19 protein-coding genes and 1 tRNA gene are annotated in these 20,309 nt (G+C 62.6%); 13 read left to right on the top strand and 7 right to left on the bottom strand.

Annotated features, from left to right (window positions below; all coding sequences use genetic code 11):
* Nucleotides 1-1,287, bottom strand: a 1,287-nt coding sequence (locus HP499_RS00390; RefSeq protein ID WP_172322002.1) for an NAD(P)/FAD-dependent oxidoreductase, incomplete at its 3' end; no start/stop codon positions are given.
* Nucleotides 1,288-1,393: 106 nt separating this feature from the next.
* Here HP499_RS00390 and HP499_RS00385 point away from each other — a divergent pair.
* Complete coding sequence (locus HP499_RS00385) at nucleotides 1,394-2,110, top strand: TetR/AcrR family transcriptional regulator (protein ID WP_172321998.1); 717 nt, start codon at nucleotides 1,394-1,396, stop codon at nucleotides 2,108-2,110.
* Between the two features lie 28 nt (nucleotides 2,111-2,138).
* On the opposite strand, the gene HP499_RS00380 is transcribed toward HP499_RS00385, so the two are convergent.
* The 3 genes from HP499_RS00380 to HP499_RS00370 form a co-directional block, all read right to left on the bottom strand.
* Nucleotides 2,139-2,963, bottom strand: coding sequence for a hypothetical protein (locus HP499_RS00380; RefSeq protein WP_172321997.1), 825 nt, complete (start codon nucleotides 2,961-2,963; stop codon nucleotides 2,139-2,141).
* A complete protein-coding gene (locus tag HP499_RS00375) occupies nucleotides 2,960-3,529 on the bottom strand; it encodes an RNA polymerase sigma factor (RefSeq protein ID WP_172321996.1) in 570 nt (189 codons plus the stop codon). Before HP499_RS00375 ends, HP499_RS00380 begins: the two co-directional genes overlap by 4 nt.
* Before the next feature lie 91 nt (nucleotides 3,530-3,620).
* Nucleotides 3,621-4,094: a hypothetical protein gene (locus HP499_RS00370; RefSeq protein WP_172321995.1), complete on the bottom strand. Its 474-nt coding sequence runs from the start codon at nucleotides 4,092-4,094 to the stop codon at nucleotides 3,621-3,623.
* A 142-nt stretch (nucleotides 4,095-4,236) separates the two neighbouring features.
* Between HP499_RS00370 and HP499_RS00365 the strand changes: the two genes are divergently transcribed.
* The 4 genes from HP499_RS00365 (at nucleotide 4,237) to HP499_RS00350 (ending at nucleotide 7,993) form a co-directional block, all read left to right on the top strand.
* The gene (locus HP499_RS00365; protein ID WP_172321994.1) at nucleotides 4,237-5,454 is read left to right on the top strand and encodes a sensor histidine kinase; all 1,218 of its coding nucleotides are present in this window, start codon (nucleotides 4,237-4,239) and stop codon (nucleotides 5,452-5,454) included.
* Nucleotides 5,451-6,077, top strand: a complete 627-nt coding sequence (locus HP499_RS00360) for a response regulator transcription factor (protein ID WP_309138318.1) — start codon at nucleotides 5,451-5,453, stop codon at nucleotides 6,075-6,077. The genes HP499_RS00365 and HP499_RS00360 overlap by 4 nt, the downstream gene beginning before the upstream one ends.
* A gap of 79 nt (nucleotides 6,078-6,156) precedes the next feature.
* Nucleotides 6,157-7,284 carry a mandelate racemase/muconate lactonizing enzyme family protein gene (locus HP499_RS00355; protein ID WP_172321993.1) on the top strand — a complete coding sequence of 376 codons (1,128 nt, stop codon included), beginning with the start codon at nucleotides 6,157-6,159 and terminating at the stop codon, nucleotides 7,282-7,284.
* Nucleotides 7,285-7,294: 10 nt separating this feature from the next.
* Nucleotides 7,295-7,993, top strand: a complete 699-nt coding sequence (locus tag HP499_RS00350) for a FadR/GntR family transcriptional regulator (RefSeq protein WP_172321992.1) — start codon at nucleotides 7,295-7,297, stop codon at nucleotides 7,991-7,993.
* Nucleotides 7,994-8,069: 76 nt separating this feature from the next.
* Here HP499_RS00350 and HP499_RS00345 read toward each other — a convergent pair.
* Nucleotides 8,070-8,152: transfer RNA gene (locus tag HP499_RS00345), tRNA-Leu, on the bottom strand.
* Between the two features lie 373 nt (nucleotides 8,153-8,525).
* On the opposite strand from HP499_RS00345, the gene HP499_RS00340 reads away from it, so the two are divergent.
* The 7 genes from HP499_RS00340 to pknB are packed head-to-tail and all read left to right on the top strand — an operon-like array spanning nucleotide 8,526 to nucleotide 18,104.
* A complete protein-coding gene (locus tag HP499_RS00340) occupies nucleotides 8,526-9,275 on the top strand; it encodes a DUF3662 and FHA domain-containing protein (protein ID WP_172321991.1) in 750 nt (249 codons plus the stop codon).
* Between the two features lie 5 nt (nucleotides 9,276-9,280).
* Complete coding sequence (locus tag HP499_RS00335) at nucleotides 9,281-9,760, top strand: FHA domain-containing protein (RefSeq protein WP_172322000.1); 480 nt, start codon at nucleotides 9,281-9,283, stop codon at nucleotides 9,758-9,760.
* Between the two features lie 3 nt (nucleotides 9,761-9,763).
* On the top strand, nucleotides 9,764-11,458 hold the full coding sequence (locus HP499_RS00330; RefSeq protein WP_172321990.1) for a PP2C family serine/threonine-protein phosphatase: 1,695 nt from the start codon (nucleotides 9,764-9,766) through the stop codon (nucleotides 11,456-11,458).
* On the top strand, nucleotides 11,455-12,882 hold the full coding sequence (locus tag HP499_RS00325) for an FtsW/RodA/SpoVE family cell cycle protein (RefSeq protein WP_172321989.1): 1,428 nt from the start codon (nucleotides 11,455-11,457) through the stop codon (nucleotides 12,880-12,882). The genes HP499_RS00330 and HP499_RS00325 overlap by 4 nt, the downstream gene beginning before the upstream one ends.
* Nucleotides 12,879-14,336 (top strand): penicillin-binding transpeptidase domain-containing protein, encoded by a 1,458-nt coding sequence (locus HP499_RS00320; protein WP_172321988.1) that lies wholly within the window; start codon nucleotides 12,879-12,881, stop codon nucleotides 14,334-14,336. The genes HP499_RS00325 and HP499_RS00320 overlap by 4 nt, the downstream gene beginning before the upstream one ends.
* The gene (locus tag HP499_RS00315) at nucleotides 14,333-16,174 is read left to right on the top strand and encodes a protein kinase (RefSeq protein WP_172321987.1); all 1,842 of its coding nucleotides are present in this window, start codon (nucleotides 14,333-14,335) and stop codon (nucleotides 16,172-16,174) included. Before HP499_RS00320 ends, HP499_RS00315 begins: the two co-directional genes overlap by 4 nt.
* Before the next feature lie 10 nt (nucleotides 16,175-16,184).
* The gene (gene pknB, locus HP499_RS00310) at nucleotides 16,185-18,104 is read left to right on the top strand and encodes a Stk1 family PASTA domain-containing Ser/Thr kinase (RefSeq protein WP_172321986.1); all 1,920 of its coding nucleotides are present in this window, start codon (nucleotides 16,185-16,187) and stop codon (nucleotides 18,102-18,104) included.
* A 108-nt stretch (nucleotides 18,105-18,212) separates the two neighbouring features.
* Here pknB and HP499_RS00305 read toward each other — a convergent pair whose 3' ends face one another.
* Together HP499_RS00305 and HP499_RS00300 are read right to left on the bottom strand one after the other, a co-directional pair.
* Nucleotides 18,213-18,854, bottom strand: coding sequence for an aminodeoxychorismate/anthranilate synthase component II (locus tag HP499_RS00305; RefSeq protein ID WP_172321985.1), 642 nt, complete (start codon nucleotides 18,852-18,854; stop codon nucleotides 18,213-18,215).
* Between the two features lie 170 nt (nucleotides 18,855-19,024).
* Nucleotides 19,025-19,852 (bottom strand): class E sortase, encoded by an 828-nt coding sequence (locus HP499_RS00300; RefSeq protein ID WP_172321999.1) that lies wholly within the window; start codon nucleotides 19,850-19,852, stop codon nucleotides 19,025-19,027.
* A gap of 157 nt (nucleotides 19,853-20,009) precedes the next feature.
* Here HP499_RS00300 and HP499_RS00295 point away from each other — a divergent pair, with 157 nt between their 5' ends.
* Nucleotides 20,010-20,264: a cell division protein CrgA gene (locus HP499_RS00295; protein WP_172321984.1), complete on the top strand. Its 255-nt coding sequence runs from the start codon at nucleotides 20,010-20,012 to the stop codon at nucleotides 20,262-20,264.
* Nucleotides 20,265-20,309 lie beyond the last annotated feature (45 nt).

Below are 20,309 nucleotides of genomic sequence, written 5' to 3'. Positions count from 1 at the left end.
GTAGCCCTCGGCTGCGAGGTCGGACGAGGACCAGTAGATCGGTCCCACGTTGGCGTGCTGGTCCTTGCCGTAGCGGTGCAGGCCACCGAGGTCGTAGCTGGACGCGTAGGCGCCGCGGGTCCATTCTTCAGAACCCCAGTCGGACTCGTAGTAGACCTCAGGGGTGAGGGCTTTGTCGCCCAGGAAGCCGGCGATCGATTCGAGGATGGCCTTCTTGCGGTCTTCGGCACTGAGCTCGAACACGGCGTCGGCCTTTTCGTCGGAAACGAAGCCCACCAAGGTGCCGCGGGTGTCGCCGTGGTTGGTGTTGTCGTAGACCTCCTGGACCAGCGCGCCGGCGCTGAAGCCCGTGCCGGACAGTCCCTCTTCACGCCAGAAGGGTGTGTCGTAGACAGCGTGGACCTTGATGACCAGGCCCAGGGACTGGTGCTGGTGCATCTGGTGCTGGCGGCGCGGCAGCGGGGGCTCGAAGGAGACTCGGGAGTACAGGTTCGGCGGCACAGCCATGATCACATAGCGCGCGTTCACGGTTGCCTGCTCAGAGACGACCGTGACGTTGTTGTCGTCCCACTTGATGGTGCGGACCGGGCTGTTAAGGACCACGTCGTCACCCAGCTCTGCTGCCTGCAGCAGTGAAACCTGCTGCATGCCGCCGATGACGCGCTTGTCCAGGATGAAGTCTTCATCCGTCAGATGACTGAAGGAGCCGGCCGAGGCGGCCATGAGGACTGCCTGCAGTGCCGAGAAGGCGTGGGCGGGCTTGGTAAGCATGCCGCCGGCGATGAAGAGGCCAATGTTGTTGCAGGCTTCCTCGTCGTTGGAGTTTTGGCGGAGCCAGTGGTGGAAGGAGATGGTGTCCAGCTCGCGTGCCTTGGGGTGTGCCCAGGGCTCGGTGGGGCCGATCTCGGCGGCGAGGCCGTCCAGGATGGCAACAAGCTTGTCCATCTCGGCCTTGGTTTCATCGCTGACCGGGAAAGTGTCGCCGGTGTACTGGGTGCGCTTGCCGTCTGCGCCGATGTAGACGGACTCGCCTTCACGGTAGCGTGAGTACATTTTCAGGCCGAGCTCGTCCAGCAAGTCCATCAGGACTGTCTGGTCCGGGGAAACCCACTGGCCGCCGATCTCCAGCATGGCGCCATCGATCGTGTCGGTCCAGGTGCGGCCGCCTACACGGTCGCGCGCTTCGAGCACTGCGACGCTGAGTCCGGCCTTCTTCAGTTGGCGTGCGGCCGTCAACCCCGACGGTCCGGCGCCGACGATCACAACGTCGCGATCAAGATTCTGCATGTTGTCCTCTCCGTGGCCGTCCGTGGTGGCTGACCAGTAAATGAATGGCATTCATTTACATCCATAGTAGCGCTGGAGGCGGTTGCTGTGAAGACCCGATGGAATAATGCTGGGGACACAGGCAGCAGAAAGGCTCCCGATGCCCGCACCCATCCCCGCTTCATCCGCAGGCCCCGCCGAATCCGTGCGCCGGCGCGCCGGACGTCCGACGGCGGCCATCCTGGACCAGGAGGGGATTACGACGGCGGCACTCAAGTTGATCAGCAACAAGGGTTACAACGGGCTCACCATGGCGGCCTTGGCACGATCCCTTGGCGTCGCGCCCTCTGCCCTTTACAACCATGTGGCCTCCAAAGACGACGTACTGCTGCTGGTGGAAGACCACTTGGCAGCGATGGTTGACGTCTCCGCTTTCGGGGTGGAGCCGTGGGATGCAGCTGTGCGTCGCTGGGCGTGGTCCTACCGCGACGTTTTCTCGGAGCATACGCCGCTCATCCCCGTGATTGCAGTACTCCCGGTGGCCGACGCACCCAAAACCCTGGCCATGTACGAGGCCGTGACGGCAGGCTTCCGAGACGCCGGTTTCCCCGACGAGATGATCATCTCCGCGATCGTCGCCTTGGAAGCGTTCGTGTTCGGCGCCGCCTACGACGTCAACGCACCGGAGGACATATTCGACGCCGGCAGCCTCGCCGAGCAGGTCCCCAACCTCACCGCTGCGGTGGACCGGCTGGCTGCTGAACAGCACACAAGGCCTACCGACGTGGCCTTCAGCCTGGGGCTTGAGGCACTGATTACGGGGTTCGGAGCGCTTCGAGGGTAGCTTTCCCTTCGCTCCAAAGAGTTGCCCGTCAGAGGCCGAGGTAGCGGATTTCGGTTGTGTTGTCGGTGTAGGTCACTTCGACCGGCACGCCTTCTCCAGACGAATTCGGTAGCTCCTCACCCGGAAGCCAAAACGCGAACTGGCCTTTGGACACCGTGGCCGTAATCCCCTCTCCGGCCTTGCTGGTGTAAGTCATAGAAACAACGTCCGGGCCAACCTGGCCGGAAGCCATGGAGAGTGGATTGTCTGCGATGACGCCGGTCCCCAGTTGCGTGGTCTTGATTTCACGGGCAACGGGTTTGCGTCCATCACCGGGCTTACCCACTGAGCCGAAGGATCCCTTCTTGAACCACGGGGCTGTGGAGTCCGTGGTGCAGCTGGCTTCGAAACCGTCAGCGCCGCTAAGGACAACCGTGGTCCAGGCGCCGCGCCTTTCCGCGATGGCAACTTCCGCCGCGGCCAAGTCATTGGCATACATTCCATCACCAACACCTTTACTCGAACGCACGCAAGCCGAGACCGCATTCTCGCGCTCTGCCCCCACCAGCCCACCCGGAGCGGCGGTCCACGTTGCGAAGGCAGGGTCTCCACCGGAGAGTGCCGGCACAACCAAGAACCCGGCCGTCGCTGCAAAGGCAACGGCACCCAAAGCTATGGTTCGACGACGACGGCGGCTTGGGCGCGACGTCGTCGTCTTGTATTCAGCGACTCCGGGGTCGCTGCTCACAGAGGTGGGGCGGGAGCTGAGGATCTGTTCCAGATCGTTCTGCGAACGGCGCGGATCCGGAGCTGCTCCCTGCCCGGCAGCATCCATGGACCGCAGAAGTGTGTCGATGTTTCGGGTGTTTTTCATGGTGTCGTGGCCTTTTCGGGAAATGTCGCTGGCGCCGGCGACTCGTTCTGGGGGACGTGGTCAAGAAGAAGCCGTAGGGCCCGCCTTGCGCGGGTGAGGCGGAGCCGAAATGCGACAGGCGAGATACCTATTACATGCGCTGCCTGTGGTGCGGCCAGGTTCTCGAAAATCGCAAGCCCAAGGGCCTCTTGGTGGACTTCGGAAAGAAGCGCCCAGGCTCGGCCCAAATCGACACGGCTGCTGACCAGTTCAGCGTGGGAATCGCTGTGGGACATGGCTGTTGCCTCTGCCAAGCGGACACCCAAGGCCTGCCGTCGCTGCTCTCCGCGGCGAGTATTCAGGATGAGATTCCGTGTGATGCCAAAGAGCCAGGCCCGGGCGTCATCCTGTTGTTTCGGGGCTTCCGAAAACCGCCGCCAGATTATAAGGAATGCCTCAGCGACTATGTCCTCGGCGTCCGCTGAATCCGTGCGACGCTGCACAAACTTCAGCAGGTCGGCGTACGCGGATTCGTACAGCGCCCGAAAGGCCTCTTCCCGATCCGGGGCTCTCGAAAGGTAGCTCATACCCTGTACTTGTCCGCCACGTAGCTAAGTGTGTTGCAGCCACACGGAGAAATCCGGGAATTCGAAAGACACGCACATCAAACCCCGCCTCCTAGCGGACCAACGAAATGCCGAGCGTGGCCAGGACGCCGAAAGCTGTCCCCCAGATGAGGATGGAGATGATCTGCCAGAGGATAACGGCGTTCCTGGAGGCCCCGAAGGAGATCATCGCAACGGAAGTAATCTGACTGGGCAGGATGGTTGGCCCGATCAGGCTGACACCGGCTACTCCGAACTTATCGAACGTGGCCCGCAGTTTTGCCCGCCGGGGCGTGATCTCCTTGGACGGCCTGCCCGCAGCCACTTTGGCCCGTACGCTGTGCGCGGCAAAGACGAAAATGAGCAGCGAGAGTACATTTCCCACAACCGCTGCCGCAATGGCCACCACGGGCGGCAATCCGGACAGCACGCCTACTACTGCGCCGAAGTACGAATCCACAAACGGGATGCCCGCTATCAACATCACCCCGAGCCATTGCAACATAGGGGGCAGTGAGGACGTGAAACCTTGCAGGGACTCGATCATGATTGCTCATTTCAGGTAAATGACGTTGACAATCACATCCTTCAGGGATGCTGAGGGCCCGCGTAGTGCGCTGGTGTCACTGATTTATGTGCTGATTCGCCGGCAAACCCATGACAAATGTCATGGGCCTACACTGATCGTCATGCCCGTAGCCGCCAACCCTGATGTTTTACAGCCCACTGCCCTCCCTGGTCGCAGTGTGCGGACAACCTGGACATACACCCTCGGTTGCATGGTGTTCATCCTCCTGGTTCTCGATTTCATGCTGTTCGCACTTGCATTGGAGCCGGCCACGCCGCCGTTGGAGTCCGTCACGGGAATACTCCTCATCAGCCTGGCTTGCGCGGTAGCCGCCCAAATTCGTTACTGCTGGTTCCTGCGAGCAGGGCTCGGCGGAGGTCTTCCGCATGTTGCTTGGAACCTGGCACTGATAGGCACCTCGGCTGTGGTCTGGATACTGGGCCTTTTTGCAACCACCAATGCCTTGATGTGGAGCGTGCCGCTGTGGCTGGCTGCCTGCTTGATTGCTTGCTTGCTTCCTACCCGGCAGCGCCTGGCCACCCTGGCTGCCGGGCTGGCGCTCACAGCCCTGCATCCGGTCGCGTACCAGCTGCTGCATCACCGGAGCTATGCCTTCCCGGAAGACTCCGGCCTCCGCATGCTCTTCAGCTATGCGGCTTTGATGCCCGTGGTTTTGATCAGCAGCCTGTGGTGGTGGCGCATCGTGGTGGAACTGGACAGGCACCGGCTCATGGCCGGGGAACTGGCGGTGGCCCAGGAGCGTTTGCGCTTTGCCTCAGACCTGCACGATATACAGGGCCACCACCTTCAGGTCATCGCGCTCAAGTCCGAGCTTGCCGAACGGCTGCTCACCATCGATGCAGCGGCTGCCCGCGGCCACATCCATGACGTACGGCTGACGGCAAAGCAGGCACTCGAGGAAACGCGCTCCTTGGTCTCGGGATATCGCGGAACGGTTCTCGAAAACGAACTCGAGAACGCCCGCGAGGTGCTATCTGCCGCTGGAGCACATTGCGAACTCACGATTGACCCAATACCGGGGAACCCGGACGTTCACAAAGCACTGGCCATGGCGGTCCGGGAGGCTACCACCAACATACTCAGGCACAGTAACGCAACCAACGCTTCCATCACGCTGTCAGCGTCAGCTAACAGTTGCAGCCTCACCATCAAGAACAACGGTGTCACCAACGGGACGCCGGCCGTCCAAACGCTCGGAAACGGCCTTGCAGGACTGCGCGAACGGCTTTCAGCACTGGGTGGCCAACTCCAAACAACCATGGATGCCGAGCGATTCGAGCTGCTGGCATCCATCCCTTCCAAAGGAATTGCTCCGTGACCGATCCCGCAAGCCCGCGGCCCATCCGATTGTTGATCGCGGACGACGAACACCTGATCCGCGGGGCCATGGAAGCCCTGTTGGGCCTGGAACCGGACATCGAGGTAGTGGCCAGCGCTGATAATGGTGTGACTGCGGCCGAGTTGGCACTGGAAGTCCATCCGGATATCTGCCTGCTGGACCTCGAAATGCCGCGCATGGATGGCGTCGAAGCGGCAGCCCGCATCCTCTCCACTGTCAAGACGCGCGTCATCATCGTCACGCGCCATGCCCGCCCTGGAGTCCTCCGCAGGGCATTGGCATCGAAAGTTTCAGGATTTGTCCCGAAATCCACCCCCGCCGAAGACTTGGCCCACGTGATCCGTGACGTGGCGGGCGGCAAACGCTACATCGATCCTGAAATCGCCGCGACTGCCTTGGCCGCTGAACGCTGCCCGCTGACCGACCGCGAACTGGATGCACTGAGGTACAGCCGATCAACGTCCAGCGTGACGCAGGTTGCCGAGCAGTTGCGCCTTGCGCCGGGCACCGTCCGCAATTACCTGTCCTCGGCCATGATGAAGCTCGGGGCCGTATCGCGGCACGAAGCAGCTGAGAAAGCCTGGCAACAGGGCTGGATCTGAGGGCCCCGGCTCTTGTAGTACAAGTTTATTACTTGTATCCTAAGTGGCAGGCAAGGATGCCGCACCCATTAGGAGAACCATGAGCACCGTTGATCTCATCCGCCACGTCAAGCTATCCACGGCACGTTTGCCCCTCACCGTGCCCATCAGCGATGCCAAGGTCTTCACGGGCAGGCAAAAGCCCATGACCGAAGTAGTGTTCCTGTTCGCCGAGATCACCACGGAGCAGGGTCACAGCGGCGTCGGCTTCAGCTACTCCAAGCGCGCAGGCGGGCCCGCCCAGTACGCCCACGCCAAGGAAGTCGCCGAAGGGATCATCGGCGAGGACCCCAACGACATCGGCAAGATCTACACCAAGCTCCTCTGGGCCGGGGCCTCGGTGGGCCGCTCGGGTGTGGCAACGCAGGCGCTGGCCGCGATCGACATCGCTCTCTATGACCTGAAAGCAAAGCGCGCCGGACTCCCCCTGGCCAAGCTGCTGGGCTCCTACCGCGACTCCGTCCAGACCTACAACACCTCCGGCGGCTTCCTCAACGCAACGCTGGACGAGGTCAAGGAACGCGCCACCCGGTCCATTGACGAGGGCATCGGAGGCATCAAGATCAAGGTTGGCCTGCCGGATTCCAAGGAAGACCTGCGCCGCGTGGCCGGAGTCCGCGAGCATATCGGCTGGGACGTCCCGCTGATGGTGGACGCCAACCAGCAGTGGGACCGCGCCACGGCCCTGCGCATGGGCCGTCAGCTGGAGGAATTCAACCTCATCTGGATCGAAGAACCGCTGGATGCCTACGATTTCGAGGGCCACGCGCACCTCGCCCAGGTCCTGGACACCCCCATCGCCACCGGCGAGATGCTCGCATCCGTTGCCGAACACAAGGGACTCATCAACGCCAACAGCTGCGACATCATCCAGCCCGACGCCCCGCGCGTGGGCGGCATAACCCAGTTCCTGCGCCTCGCCGCCCTGGCAGACGAACGCGGACTTGGCCTGGCCCCGCACTTCGCCATGGAGATCCACCTCCATTTGGCCGCCGCCTACCCGCGCGAGCCGTGGGTAGAGCACTTCGACTGGCTGGACCCCTTGTTCGAGGAGCGCCTGGAGACCAAGAACGGCCGGATGATCGTCCCGGACCGCCCCGGATTGGGCGTCACGCTCAGCGAACAGGCCCGTGCGTGGACCACCGAGTCAGTGGAGTTCGGCGCGTAATCTGGAACCCATGAGCCGAAACCTGACCGCGGATCTCGCCGCCGACCTCCGCAACCGCATCGTCGACGGCGTCATCCAGCCCGGTGAAAAGCTCCCCAGCGAAAACACCCTCATCAGCGAGTTCGGGGTGAGCCGGACCGTCGTCCGTTCCGCCCTGACACGTTTGCAGGCCGAAGGCCTTGTTGAAACCGAACGCGGGCGGGGCAGCTTCGCACTGACCCCGCCCGCCGAAGGACCCACTCCTGCCCCGGGAACGCGGGCGGTTGGCAGCATGGAAGAGCGGCTGCAGATGCTCGACTTCCGGATCGGCGTCGAAACTGAAGCCGCGGCGTTGGCGGCGAAAAACCACACCGAACACCAGCTCAAGGCTGTTCATGGCGCCTTGGAACAGTTCACCGCGAGCTCAGGCCACCCGGGGCACTCCATGAAGGCGGACTTCGAGTTCCACCGGGCCGTTGCAGCGGCCACGGGCAATCCCTTCTATACGGACTGCATCTCTGCCTTGGGCCAGACCATGATCACCATGCCCCGCCCCCGCCTCGTGGCCAGCGAAGACCAGGACTCCCCCGAACGCTTCGCGCAGGTAGTCCACGAACACTCCTCTATATACGCAGCAATTGCGGAGGGCGACCAAGTGGCTGCCGCGGCCGCGATGCGCCTGCACCTGAGCAATTCACGACGCCGGTTCACGGGTTCCGCGCGCAACTGACGGATTGGTGGGAGGCCTCGCCCAGCAGAGAAAACAAAAGAGCCCCGATCCTAAGACCGGGGCTCTTTCAATTGCGTGCGCGAGGGGGGATTTGAACCCCCACACCCTTTCGGATACTGGCACCTGAAGCCAGCGCGTCTGCCGTTCCGCCACTCGCGCGCAACTTCTTTTTCCGGAGTTCTGCGGGTTTCCCAGCTTCGTTTCCTTCAAAAGCAGCGAGATCAAGCATAACGGACATCCCCGGCAAAACACCAATCGGGAGGATCGTACCGCCGTCGGGAAGCGTCCAAGCACCCAAAAGATCCCTTATCAACAGCTGAACGCCACGGAAATTTCATGGCCCGACTCCCGCGCCAGCAAGGGCCGGGAGCGAACTTTTCCGGGTCGCAAGGCGTTGTGGATTAAGGCCATTCCCAGTCAGTCCCAGTAGTATCGGGAAGTGGAAGGGCCGTCAGGCGCGTACTTTGCTGTGTGCGTGGACGGACTATCGGATCAGGCACAGCGGGTGCCGCGGCAAGGAAAGGAGAAGGACATGGGTTTGCTGGACAAAGTCGAGCGCGGCATTGAAAAAGCCGTTCGCAACGTCTTCTCCACAGGGTCGCGGGCACGTGTTGAGCCGGTGGAGATTGCGAGCAAGCTGAGGCGCGAGTTGGACAACAAGTCCATCACCATCGCCGCCGGCCGCACGCTCGCTCCCAATGTGTTTGATGTCCTGCTCAGTGACGAGGATTTCGCCAGGGCCCAGGAATGGGGAACGCCCTTGGCAGAGGAATTGTGCGACGTCGTTATTCAGCACGTCCGCAGCCAGGGCTACACGCTTCAGGGCGCGGTCAGGATTTCGTTCCGACGCAATGACGAGGAACGCGCCGGGCACTTTGAAATCACCTCCCGGACTGAGAAGCCCTCGGACGACGCCGTTTCGGCTCCCCCGGCCCCGCGGGCACACGTTCCGGCAGCCCCTGCACGGCAGCCCACCCGCCTTCAGCCTGTCCTGGACATCGGCGGCCAGCGGTACTCGCTCAATGCCCGGTCCGTGGTGCTGGGCCGCTCCTCGGAAGCCGACATCCTGGTGGATGACACCGGAGTTTCGCGAAAGCATCTTGAGATCCGCACACAGAACGGCAGCACGTGGGCCGTGGACCTTGGCTCCACCAATGGCAGCTACGTCAATGGCCACAAGGTAAACGGCAGCGTGGAACTTACAGACGGCTCAACCATCACGATGGGACGTACCAAGATCATTTTCCGCCTTCTCCCCCAAGCCCCGGGTGGCAACGCGTGAACGACATCAGCGAACTGACCATCACAGCGCTTCGCTTCGGGTTCCTCCTGCTGCTGTGGGTCTTGATCTTCAGCATCGTGTCCACCATGCGCCGCGACTTCCAGATCGGCCGCAAAGCTGTGACCGGAGTTCCTACGGCTCGTGAGGTCCGCAAGCACCCGGAACTGGCCGCGTCCCCGCCGCCAGCCATTCAGCATGCCCGCAATCTGGTGGTAACGGAGGGCCCGCTCAAGGGCACTACTGTTCCCTTGGCTGCCAGCCCCATCCTGTTGGGCCGCGCGCAGGAAGCCACCTTGGTCCTGGAAGACGACTACGCTTCGGGCCGGCACGCGCGCCTGTTCCCACAGGGCAGCCGTTGGTTTATTGAGGACCTCGGTTCCACCAACGGCACCTACCTGGCCGATCAACAGCTCACCCGCGCTTTGCCGGTGGAGCTTGGCGTCCCCGTGAGAATCGGCAAGACGGTCATTGAATTGAGGCCGTAGTCCATGGCCTCCCCCGAGACCCCCGAAGGCAAGGAAACGCCTGCGGAGCGCCCGCTCATCATGCGCTACGCAGCCCGTTCCGATGTCGGACGGATCCGTTCCAAGAATGACGACTCCGCGTACGTGGGTCGTCATCTGGCGGTGGTTGCCGATGGCATGGGTGGCCACGCCGGCGGTGATGTGGCGTCCGCTTCAACGGTCCTGGACATGATCCATTTGGACCACGACGACTACCCCGACGGTGCCGAGACTGTCCTGGCAGACGAGATCCAGACGGCCAACTCGCTGCTTTCCGAGCTTGTTCACCAGAATCCCAAGCTTTCCGGCATGGGAACCACCGTGACAGCCCTTCTCTTGGAAGACCGCAAGCTCCACTTCGCGCACATCGGCGACTCGAGGGCCTACCGGCTGCGGAACAAGAAGTTTGAGCAGGTCAGCATTGACCACACCTTCGTGCAGCGCCTCATCGATGAGGGACGGCTCCGCCCCGAGGAAGCCGAAACGCATCCCCACAAGAACGTTCTCATGCGCGTGCTTGGCGACGTCGATGCCAGCCCTGAACTGGATTTGGACGTCCTCGACGTCGAGCCCGGCGAACGCTGGCTGCTCTGCTCCGATGGCCTGAACTATGTGGCCGGGCACGTCGTGGAGCGGATGGTCCGCGAGACCAAAGACCTCCGTGAATGCGCAGAGATCCTGGTTGACCTCACCTTGGAAGCCGGTGCTCCGGACAATGTCACCGTGGTGATGTTGGAGATCGTGGAAGAGACCGACGACGACGTCAACACGGCCGCCGTCGACGTCGTTCCGGCCGCGGCGCTTGCCGCCGTAGACGAACCCGGGACGGTGACCGCTTCCAAGTCGCCGGAGGGTCCAACCGCAACCAAGTCCGCTGAGGATGCGACCTCAGACTCCAAGGCGAAAGCGGCCAGGGACGCAGATGCCGGATCGTCCTTCAGTGCCGGCGATCCCACCGCCCCAGGCGACGATTCCGATGAGGCCTCCACGTCCTCGGAAGAGTCCAAAGAACCTCCCACCACCACGGATCCCCACTTGGGTGAGCACCTCTCCGCAGAGGTCCTGCGCGAAGAACTGGCCAGCCGCCCCCACGAGCTGGTGGGCGCCGCGGCAACAGCTGCCGAGACGGGCTCCATTCCCACTGTCGCAGGCCGGACAGTTGCCCGAAGGGCTGCCACGGTCCTCACCCACAAGGCCGAGCAGGATCGCCTGGACGTTGAAGAACCCCCCCGGCGGCGCGTCCGCTGGCTCATGCCGGCTGTTGCGGCAGTTGTAGTGGTGGGCGTCGTGGTGGGCCTCTGGCTTGGCTACGCCTGGACCCAGACCCGCTACTACGTGGGCGAATTCGACCAGCGCGTCGCAATATTCAATGGAATTTCGCAGCGCCTGGGCCCCATTCAGCTCTCCCGGCTCGAGGCCGTAACCGATATCAGGGTGGATTCATTGCCGGAATACGGCCAGCAAAGCGTACGCCAGACGGTTCCTGCAGGTGACCTGGACGATGCGCAGGCCATTGTGGAAAACCTCAAGAACACCGGCAGCGCATCGGCAAACTGCCCCACCACTGCTCCGGCGACAACAACAGCCACACCGTCGCCCACCAGCACTGTGCCGGTACCGAGCACAGCGGCTGTTGCCACGCCTTCGTCCGTCCCGACTCCCTGTGAGGCGGCCAAATGATCCAGACTGAAACTGCACCCAAACCCCGCCGGAATGTTGAGCTTGTCCTTATTGTCCTGGCTCTTGCCGTGGGCGTGGGCGCGAGTGCCTTGGTGAGCATCAACTCCGACGTCGGCTTGGACCGGGACTTCTGGTTCCAGTCGAGCTTGCTGGCTTTAGCGGCATTCGCCTTCCATATGGTTCTCAGGCTCCGCGCGAAGTATGCAGATCCGGTAATACTTCCTATTGTCGTGGCTTTGAACGGCTTGGGCCTTGCCCTGATCCACCGCATGGACGGCCCCGGAGATGACACGGGCAACAACCAGCTCCGCTGGACACTGATTGCCATGGCCGTATCAATCGCCGTGATCTGGTTCCTCAAGGATCACCGGATTTTGCGCCGTTTCACGTACATCTCCTTGGCAGCCAGTGCGTTCCTGCTGATCCTTCCGCTGATTCCGGGCATTTCCGCGGGCGAAATCCTCGGTGCCCGCGTCTGGATTCGCGTGGGTCCCATGACCTTCCAGCCGGGTGAAATCGCAAAAATCACCCTGGCCATATTCTTCGCCGGGTATCTTTCCTCCAACCGGGATCTCATTCTCTTGGCCGGCCGCAAGATCGGCCCCATGCAGTTCCCGCGTTTCAAGGACCTCGGTCCCATGATCACCGCCTGGCTGGTCAGCATCGGCGTCCTGGTCTTCCAACGCGACCTCGGTTCCTCCATCCTCTTCTTCGGCCTGTTCATCGTGATGATCTACGTGGCCACCAGCCGTATCTCCTGGGTTGTCATCGGACTGTTGCTGATCCTCGGCGGCGGCTTCATCGCCTCGCAGATCTTCTCCCACGTGGCCTTCCGCATCGACAGCTGGATCAATGCCTTCACCCCCGAGGTCTTCGGCAGGTCGCCCGGTGGCAGCGGACAGATCGTGCAGGGCTTGTTCGGCATGGCCGATGGCGGGCTGGTTGGAACGGGCCTGGGCCAAGGCCGCCCGGACCTGGTTCCGTTCGCCAACAGCGACATGATTGTGGCCCTCATTGGCGAGGAACTCGGCCTGATCGGACTCTTCGCCGTCGTCATGCTCTACCTGCTGCTCTTTACCCGGGGCTTCCGCGCTGCGCTCGGCACCCGCGATGCCTTCGGGAAGCTCCTGGCCTGCGGCCTGTCCTTCGCGATCGCCCTGCAGTGCTTCGTGGTCATTGGCGGTGTCACCCGGCTCATTCCGTTGACCGGGCTGACCACGCCTTTCCTGGCAGCCGGTGGTTCCTCGCTCCTGGCCAACTGGATCATCGTCGGATTGCTGCTCATGATTTCCAACACGGCCCGCGGCCCGGTGGATACCACTCCCATGGTTGGCAAACCCCCGGCCAGCAGCAGCGCGCCCGCACGTAGACCCACCACAGGACAGACACCCAGCGCACCAACAGAGGCGGTGAAGCACCAATGAACCAGGCAATTCGCAGTTCCTGGATGGCCGCCGTCGCCATGTTTGCGTTGATCTTCGGTGCCATCAGCTATGTCCAGGTCATTGGCGCCGACGACCTCAACGCCAATCCCTGGAACCAGCGCGCCATCCTGGCCTCCTTCTGCAACGACCGCGGCGCAATCATCGTCGGTGGTAAGCCCGTGGTTGAGTCTGTTGCCGGAACAGAGTCCTGCGCATTCCAGCGCAAGTACAACCAGCCTGAGCTCTACGCCGGTGTCACCGGTTACTTCTCCAAGGGGTTTGGTTCGACCGGCCTTGAGCAGTCCATGGGCGATACCCTGGCCGGCAACTCCGACCAGCTTTTCCTGGACCGGATCAGCCAGATGTTCCTGGGCAACGAGCCTAAGGGTGCCTCGGTTGAACTGACCTTGGATCCCGAAATCCAAAAGTTGGCTTTCGATCTCATCCCGGATGGCCAGCGTGGATCCATCGTGGTCACCAACCCCAGGACCGGCGCCGTCCTGGCCATGGTGTCCAAACCGTCCTACGACCCCAACTTGATCGCGACCCATGACACGGCTGCAGCTGAAGCAAGCTACGCCGAGCTGAACCAGGTTCCTGGTATCAACCTGAACCAGAACGTCAGCGGCCCCACGGGCAACCTTCTTTCCCCGGGTTCGGTCTTCAAGCTCATCGATACTGCTGCTGCCTTGAACTCGGGCAAGTACAACAAGGACAGCGAGCTCCCGAATCCCAGCGCCCTGCCGTTGCCTGGTTCCAGTGCCAGCCTGCCCAACTACGCCGGCGGTAACTGCAACGTCCGGGAGACGGCGTCGTTCGCCTTTGCTTTGGAGCAGTCCTGTAATACGCCGTTTGCCAGCATTGCGCTGGACCTCGGCCAGGATGCCATCCGCGAACAGGCACAGAAGTTTGGCTTCGGCGAGACCTTCGGTGATCAGCTCAAGCTCCAGCAGAATCCCAGTATTTTCCCCGAGGACCTGGACCAGGCGCAGCTCGCCCAGTCTTCCGTGGGCCAGCGCGACGTCAAGGCAACTCCGCTGCAGATCAACATGATGACTGCCGCGATCGCCAATGGCGGTGTGCAGATGAAGCCGAACCTGATCAAGACGGTCCGCGCCCCTGACCTCCGGGTCATCAGCGAACTCAGGCCCGAGGCCCTCCGTACCAGCACCACGCAGCCCATAGCGGCCCAAATCAGCGAGTGGATGACAAGTGCGGTGGACAACGGCATTGCCAGGGGAGCTGCCGTTCCCGGTATCAAGGTGGCCGGAAAAACCGGTACGGCCGAACTCGGTGATTCAGGTTTGAACAATTCATGGTTTACCGGGTTCGCCCCGGCAAACGACCCGCAAGTAGCCGTCACCATTGTCATGGAGAGTGTGGATGTGCTCAGCGGTGCCCAGCTAACCAGTCCGAACGCAAAGAAGATTTTTGAGGCGGTGTTGAATAAGTGAGGCCTACTTCGGGAATCACACTCGGCGGCAGGTTCCAACTGACCAGTCGCATTGCGATTGGCGGCATGGGCGAGGTCTGGAAGGCCAAGGACCAGATCCTCGGCCGGATTGTTGCCATCAAGGTGCTCAAGGAGGAATACACGGGTGACCCCGGGTTCCTCCAGAGGTTCCGTGCCGAGGCGCGGCACACCGCGCTGCTCAACCACGTGGGCATCGCCAACGTCTTCGATTACGGCGAAGAAGCCGGCTCGGCCTATTTGGTCATGGAGCTCGTTCCTGGACACCCCTTGAGTGGAATCCTTGAGCGCGAGCAGGTGCTGTCCCCGGACATGACCCTGTCCATCATTTCCCAGACTGCACGGGCCCTGGCAGTTGCCCACGCGCAGGGCCTGGTCCACCGGGACATCAAGCCGGGCAACCTGCTGATCACTCCGGACAACAGGGTCAAGGTCACCGACTTCGGTATCGCCCGCCTGGCAGACCAGGTCCCGCTGACACAGACCGGCCAGGTCATGGGTACCGCCCAGTATCTGGCTCCTGAGCAGGCCACCGGCCAAACTGCCACGGGTTCCTCGGATATCTACTCGCTAGGTGTGATCGGCTACGAGTGCCTCACCGGGCACCGTCCGTTCTCCGGCGAGTCGCAGATCGCCATCGCCCTGGCACAGGTCAACGATGCTCCGCCGCCCCTGCCGGAGACCCTTCCCACGCCCGTGCGCGCCCTGTTGATGTCCATGCTGGCCAAGGACCCCAAGAACCGTCCTGCCAACGCCATCAAGCTGGCCGAAGCTGCCGACGCCATCCGCAACGGCGATATCGCCACCGCCCACGCCGCCGTCCCCGGCATGCTGCTGTTCGAGTCCGCTACCGGACCCATCACTGCCCCGGTCGACACCGCAACGGCCCCCACCGGCGTCGTCACCTCGCCTTACGGAAAAGAGCAGTCCTCGACGGCGACCTCCGCACTTCCGGTGCTGGGTGCAGGTGCAGCCGGAGCTGCTGTGGGAGCGGCTGCCGCCTCGTCCGATAATCCGCTGTCGCGCGCCAATGCCTTGGAGGCCGAGCGCCAGCTGAACGACGACGAGGAAGTCGCCTACACCGACGACGAGAACTTCGACGATCGCGATCCCGAACGCAAGAAGCGCAGCCCCTGGACCTGGCCCTTGGTTGCCTTGATCCTGTTGGTGCTCTTTGCACTGGTAGGTTTCCTGATTTCCCAGTCCGGGTTCTTCTCTCCGAGCCCCAGCCCGAGCCAGTCCACCTCTGCCAGTCCCAGCCGGCCGGCGAGCCCGACATCCACTTCGGCTACGCCAACACCAACGCCGACGTCGGAGTCACCGTCTCCCACGCCGACGCAGTCTACGCCGCAGAAGGTCAACGTGATCCCCGAGCAATACCTGGGTCAGCCGTTCCAGACCGTCAGCGCGCAACTCCGCGATCTTGGCCTCGGCGTTAACGGTGTGGAGGTCTTCAACCCGGCCCCTCCAGGGACTGTGGTGGATCTCAACCCCACGGGACCTGTTGATCCGGGACAAACCATCACGGTTCAGTACTCCAAGGGCCCGGAGGCCGTGGCCGTCCCCACGATCAGTGTGGGAGCCAGCGAGTCACAAGTGCGTGCCGCCATTGAAGGCGCCGGACTGCGATGGGTAGCTGGAGACCCCGTCAACGGAGCCGTGGGTCAACAGCCCGGCACGTTCGTGAGGTCTTCGCCCGCCGCTGGAGCCGAGGTTCCCGCGGGTTCCACCGTCACCTACTTCCTGTCCCGGGCAGCCGCGCCCACCAACCCCGGTTCCCCGAGCTCCAGCCCCAGTGGCACCGGCAGCCCGAGCAGCTAACTGAGTTCCCATGTCTACGCCACGCCAAGGTCCCGCGCATCGAGAGGAGAGCACACCTGTGTCTTCTCAGCGCATCCTCAATGACCGCTACGAACTCGGTGATCTGATCGGTCGTGGCGGGATGGCGGACGTATACCGCGGAACGGATACTTTGCTGGGACGGACCATCGCGGTCAAGGTCCTGCGTGCAGACCTTGCCCGCGATCCCCAGTTCCAGGCCCGCTTCAAACGCGAGGCCCAGGCTGTGGCGGCGTTGAACCACCCGTCCATCGTGGCCATCTTTGATACCGGCGAATACTCGGTCCCAGGTGGTCCCGGCGAGGACGTCCGTGTCCCGTACATCGTCATGGAGTACGTGGCCGGGCGGACCCTGCGGGACATGATCAAGGCCAATGAGCTGGGGGTGGAGAACTCCATCGGCTTTACCCTCGGCGTCCTTGCGGCCCTGGAGTACAGCCACCGTGCGGGCATTGTCCACAGGGACATCAAACCGGCCAACGTCATGGTCTGCGCCGACACCGGAGACGTCAAAGTCATGGACTTTGGCATTGCACGTGCCATGGCAGATTCCGCTGCCACCATGACCCAGACACAAGCCGTTGTAGGCACAGCGCAATATCTCTCACCCGAGCAGGCCCGCGGCGAAACCGTGGACGCCCGCAGCGATCTCTACTCCGCGGGTTGCCTTCTCTACGAACTGCTGACCAGCCGGCCGCCTTTTGTGGGCGACAGCCCGGTCTCCGTGGCCTATCAGCATGTCCGTGAAATCCCTGACATGCCCAGCGCCCACAACCCTGATGTTTCAGAGGCCCTCGACTCGGTCCTGGCAAAGGCCCTGCAGAAGAGCCGGACAGACCGTTTCCAGGACGCTGCCTCGTTCCGCCGGGCACTGCGCGCGGCAAGCAACGGCATTCCAGTTCCGGCCCTGCCGGCCAGTGAGGCGCCAACGGATCCGAACGACCTCGTGGATCAAGAAGACCCTGCTACCCAGCTCCTCAGTTCAACGGCCGTGGGTTTCCTTGCTGCTGATCAGTTCAAGGACGCGGAGTACAAGAACGAGCTGGTGGACCAGCAGCCGGAAGAGCCGCTTCCGTTGGGCCTCCCACCGGAACGTGAGCGGACCGCCGTACAGAACAAGCGGCGTCGTACCTGGATCGCCACCCTGGTGATCTTCACGCTCCTTGTATTGGCGGGAGGCGGGTTCTGGCTCTACAACCTCATGAACACGCAGCCACCGCCCCCGGCCAAGATCGCTGTCCCCGTGGTGGCCAATATGTCCGAATCCCAGGCCATCCAGGAACTGTATTCAGCCAAGCTGGTGCCCAAGACCGTGCGCGAGGCCAGCGATACTGTGGCCAAGGATATGACCATCGGTACCTCTCCCACCGCCGGTTCCATGCTGGATCAAGACGCCGAAGTTGTCTTGAAGATCTCCAGCGGTCCAAACTCCGTGACCATTCCTGCCGACATCGTGGGCCGTACTGAGGCGGACGCTCGTGACGCCCTGCGCAGGCTGGGCATCACCGGCGACATCGTCACGGTCCGGACCCACAGCGCTACCGTTCCCATCGGGCTGGTCATCAACACCGGGCCGGCTCCCGGCGGGGCGATCGCCATCAGCACCAAGGTGGAACTTCAGGTCTCCTCCGGCAAGGTCCTCATGCCCCAGCTGATTGGACTGCCGCTGGCCGAAGCTGAAGCTTCCCTCAAGACCAATGGGCTGCCCATGGTGGTGGTGGAGCAGGAGAACTCCGAGGTCGCTGCAGGCACCGTCACGGCACAGAGCGCGACCTTTAACACCGAGGTGGATCAGGGCAAGACCGTCACACTGACAGTCGCCAAAGCCCCCGTCACCCCGACGCCGACCCCCACTCCAACCCCCACGGAGACGGACAAGCCGAGCCCCAAACCGACGGCCACCAAGAAATAGCTGGATCACCGAAGGCAGCGGGCCGGCGCCCGGAAGCGTGCATCAAAGCGAGGAACGAGCTGGCACGCGGAGGGCGGCGGTCGCTGCCGACCGCCGCAGCCCCGCCACCTATTGCTTGATCAGCGGGCTCAGCTTGGAGGCGCGTTCGGCCGCTCCGGTCATGCCCAAGGACTCCAACCAGTTGCCGAGCATCTGGTAGCCGCCTTCCGTGAGGACCGATTCCGGGTGGAACTGGACTCCGCAGAGAGGTGCGGTCTTGTGCTGAAGGCCCATCACTACGCCGTTGGTGGTTTCGGCGGTGATCTCCAGGACGTCCGGGATTGAGTCGCGAACCGCAGCGAGTGAGTGGTACCGCGTTGCCGTGACGGGCGAGGGGAGTCCGGCGAAAACACTCTTGCCTTCGTGTTGAACAGGGGACGTCTTGCCGTGCATGAGTTCAGGCGCGTGGGTCACAACCCCGCCGTAGGCTTCGGCCAGTGCCTGGTGGCCGAGACAGACGCCGAACATCGGCTTGTTGTTATCACCGCACCACTTGATGAGCTCGATGCAGACGCCGGCTTCAGCAGGGGTGCCCGGACCCGGCGAGATGAGGACGCCGTCGCGCGTTGCTGCGAGCTCAATGGCCTCGGCGAGTGTCACGTCGTCGTTGCGGACCACGGTGGTCTCCGCGCCGAGCTCCTGGAGGTACCCCACCAAGGTGTAAACGAAGCTGTCGTAGTTATCTACTACAAGAATTTTTGTTGTGCTCATGGCTGCTGCACTAAACCAATCGTTGAGTCAGTCAAAGTGGTGAATTGGGAGAACCAGGGAAAAAGGAACTGGACCATCAGTACCAGGGCCGCTGCCACCAGTACCAAACAGGTCAGGATCCGCACCCAGACGGGTCCTGGCAGGTTGCGGAATATCCACGCGTACATCCGTTACCCCTTTCCTTGCGCCTTGGCTACTTGGGCGGCAATGTCCGACGGCGGTCCTGCCGAGGCCGGTTGCCACCCCTCCATGACGGAGTAGGCGATGATGCGTTCCTGTGACCCGAAGCGCGGGTTGCAACTGGTCATTGTCAGGATTCTTTCCTCCGGCGCAACGCCTTGCTGGGTTGGCACAGGCAACAGCACATCAGTGCGGTTGGGGAGCACGATCTGGTTGTTGCGGAAGACGTAGGTGTAGAACCCGTCGGCAGTCTGGACGTAGATCTTGTCCCCGGGGACCAGCGTGTGGATGCTGTCGAGAACTGCTCCGTGCGTTTGCCGGTGGCCGGCCACCGCAAAATTGCCCACGGCACCCGGCATGCTGGTGCTTCCGTAGTGCCCCAGGCCCAGCGTGTCCAGGACGTCGGCGCCGGTGCCCTCAATAATGGGACGCGTGTAGTCAGCGCCGAAGCGGGGGATGTACATGATCCCGATCGTTTCCCCGTTGGCAGGGGCTGTCCCCACTACCGGATCCCCGAACGTCGTTGGGTCCACGGACTCTGCCGGTATCACAGGACTGGTGAGTTGCCCGGCGAAGTTTTGTATGGCTTCGGTCTGTTTGGCGTCCGCCTCAACGTTGGTCCACCACAATTGCCAGCCCACAAAGAGCAACAGCACAACACCGCCGGTGATGAGGAGTTCACCCAGCACCTGGCTGATTTTTCGGATGACGTCCGAGGCACGGAGAGGCCTGCGGGGAACTTGTTCCTGCCCCCGGCGCCTGGACGGCACGGCGGAAGCCGTCGTCGTCTGCTGATGCGCCACAGCGTCTCCTCGGATCGGGCGCGGGCGCGGCGGGCGGACCCCGAGTTGCGGCTAGACTTGACAGCTAGAACCAACCCGGAACGCCGCGTGGCCGTTAACCGCTGGAATTTTTCCTTCCTGCAGGATATCAAGGCTGGCTGGAACGGGTACCACGTACAGCCAAGGAGGATCCGTGCCCGAGTCCAAGCCCCGCAAGCGGCCTGCCCGTCAGGACCAGCAGGCTTCCGCAGCGCAGCAGTACAAGCCGAACCCTGTTTGGTACAAAGCAGTCATGTTTGGACTGATGATCCTCGGACTCATCTGGATCATCACCTTTTACATCACCGAGGGGCAGTTCCCTGTCCGCGACTGGGCTTCCTGGAACATTGTTGCCGGCTTCGGCATTGCCATTGTGGGCTTCCTGATGACCACGCGCTGGCGCTCGTAGGAAACCCGCACCTCACATCTCCGTGGCCGTGGACGTCTACAAGAT

It is taken from the genome of Paenarthrobacter sp. CM16 (assembly GCF_013179505.1).
Taxonomy (GTDB): Bacteria; Actinomycetota; Actinomycetes; order Actinomycetales; family Micrococcaceae; genus Arthrobacter.
Note: the sequence above shows the minus strand (reverse complement) of the source record. Positions and strands in the feature narration are given on the sequence as shown.

Coding starts and splice junctions, on each gene's coding strand:
- HP499_RS00385 (WP_172321998.1), top strand. CDS start 1,394: ATGCTGGGGACACAGGCAGCAGAAAGGCTCCCGATGCCCGCACCCATC.
- HP499_RS00380 (WP_172321997.1), bottom strand. CDS start 2,963: ATGAAAAACACCCGAAACATCGACACACTTCTGCGGTCCATGGATGCT.
- HP499_RS00375 (WP_172321996.1), bottom strand. CDS start 3,529: ATGAGCTACCTTTCGAGAGCCCCGGATCGGGAAGAGGCCTTTCGGGCG.
- HP499_RS00370 (WP_172321995.1), bottom strand. CDS start 4,094: ATGATCGAGTCCCTGCAAGGTTTCACGTCCTCACTGCCCCCTATGTTG.
- HP499_RS00365 (WP_172321994.1), top strand. CDS start 4,237: ATGCCCGTAGCCGCCAACCCTGATGTTTTACAGCCCACTGCCCTCCCT.
- HP499_RS00355 (WP_172321993.1), top strand. CDS start 6,157: ATGAGCACCGTTGATCTCATCCGCCACGTCAAGCTATCCACGGCACGT.
- HP499_RS00350 (WP_172321992.1), top strand. CDS start 7,295: ATGAGCCGAAACCTGACCGCGGATCTCGCCGCCGACCTCCGCAACCGC.
- HP499_RS00340 (WP_172321991.1), top strand. CDS start 8,526: ATGGGTTTGCTGGACAAAGTCGAGCGCGGCATTGAAAAAGCCGTTCGC.
- HP499_RS00330 (WP_172321990.1), top strand. CDS start 9,764: ATGGCCTCCCCCGAGACCCCCGAAGGCAAGGAAACGCCTGCGGAGCGC.
- HP499_RS00325 (WP_172321989.1), top strand. CDS start 11,455: ATGATCCAGACTGAAACTGCACCCAAACCCCGCCGGAATGTTGAGCTT.
- HP499_RS00320 (WP_172321988.1), top strand. CDS start 12,879: ATGAACCAGGCAATTCGCAGTTCCTGGATGGCCGCCGTCGCCATGTTT.
- pknB (WP_172321986.1), top strand. CDS start 16,185: ATGTCTACGCCACGCCAAGGTCCCGCGCATCGAGAGGAGAGCACACCT.
- HP499_RS00305 (WP_172321985.1), bottom strand. CDS start 18,854: ATGAGCACAACAAAAATTCTTGTAGTAGATAACTACGACAGCTTCGTT.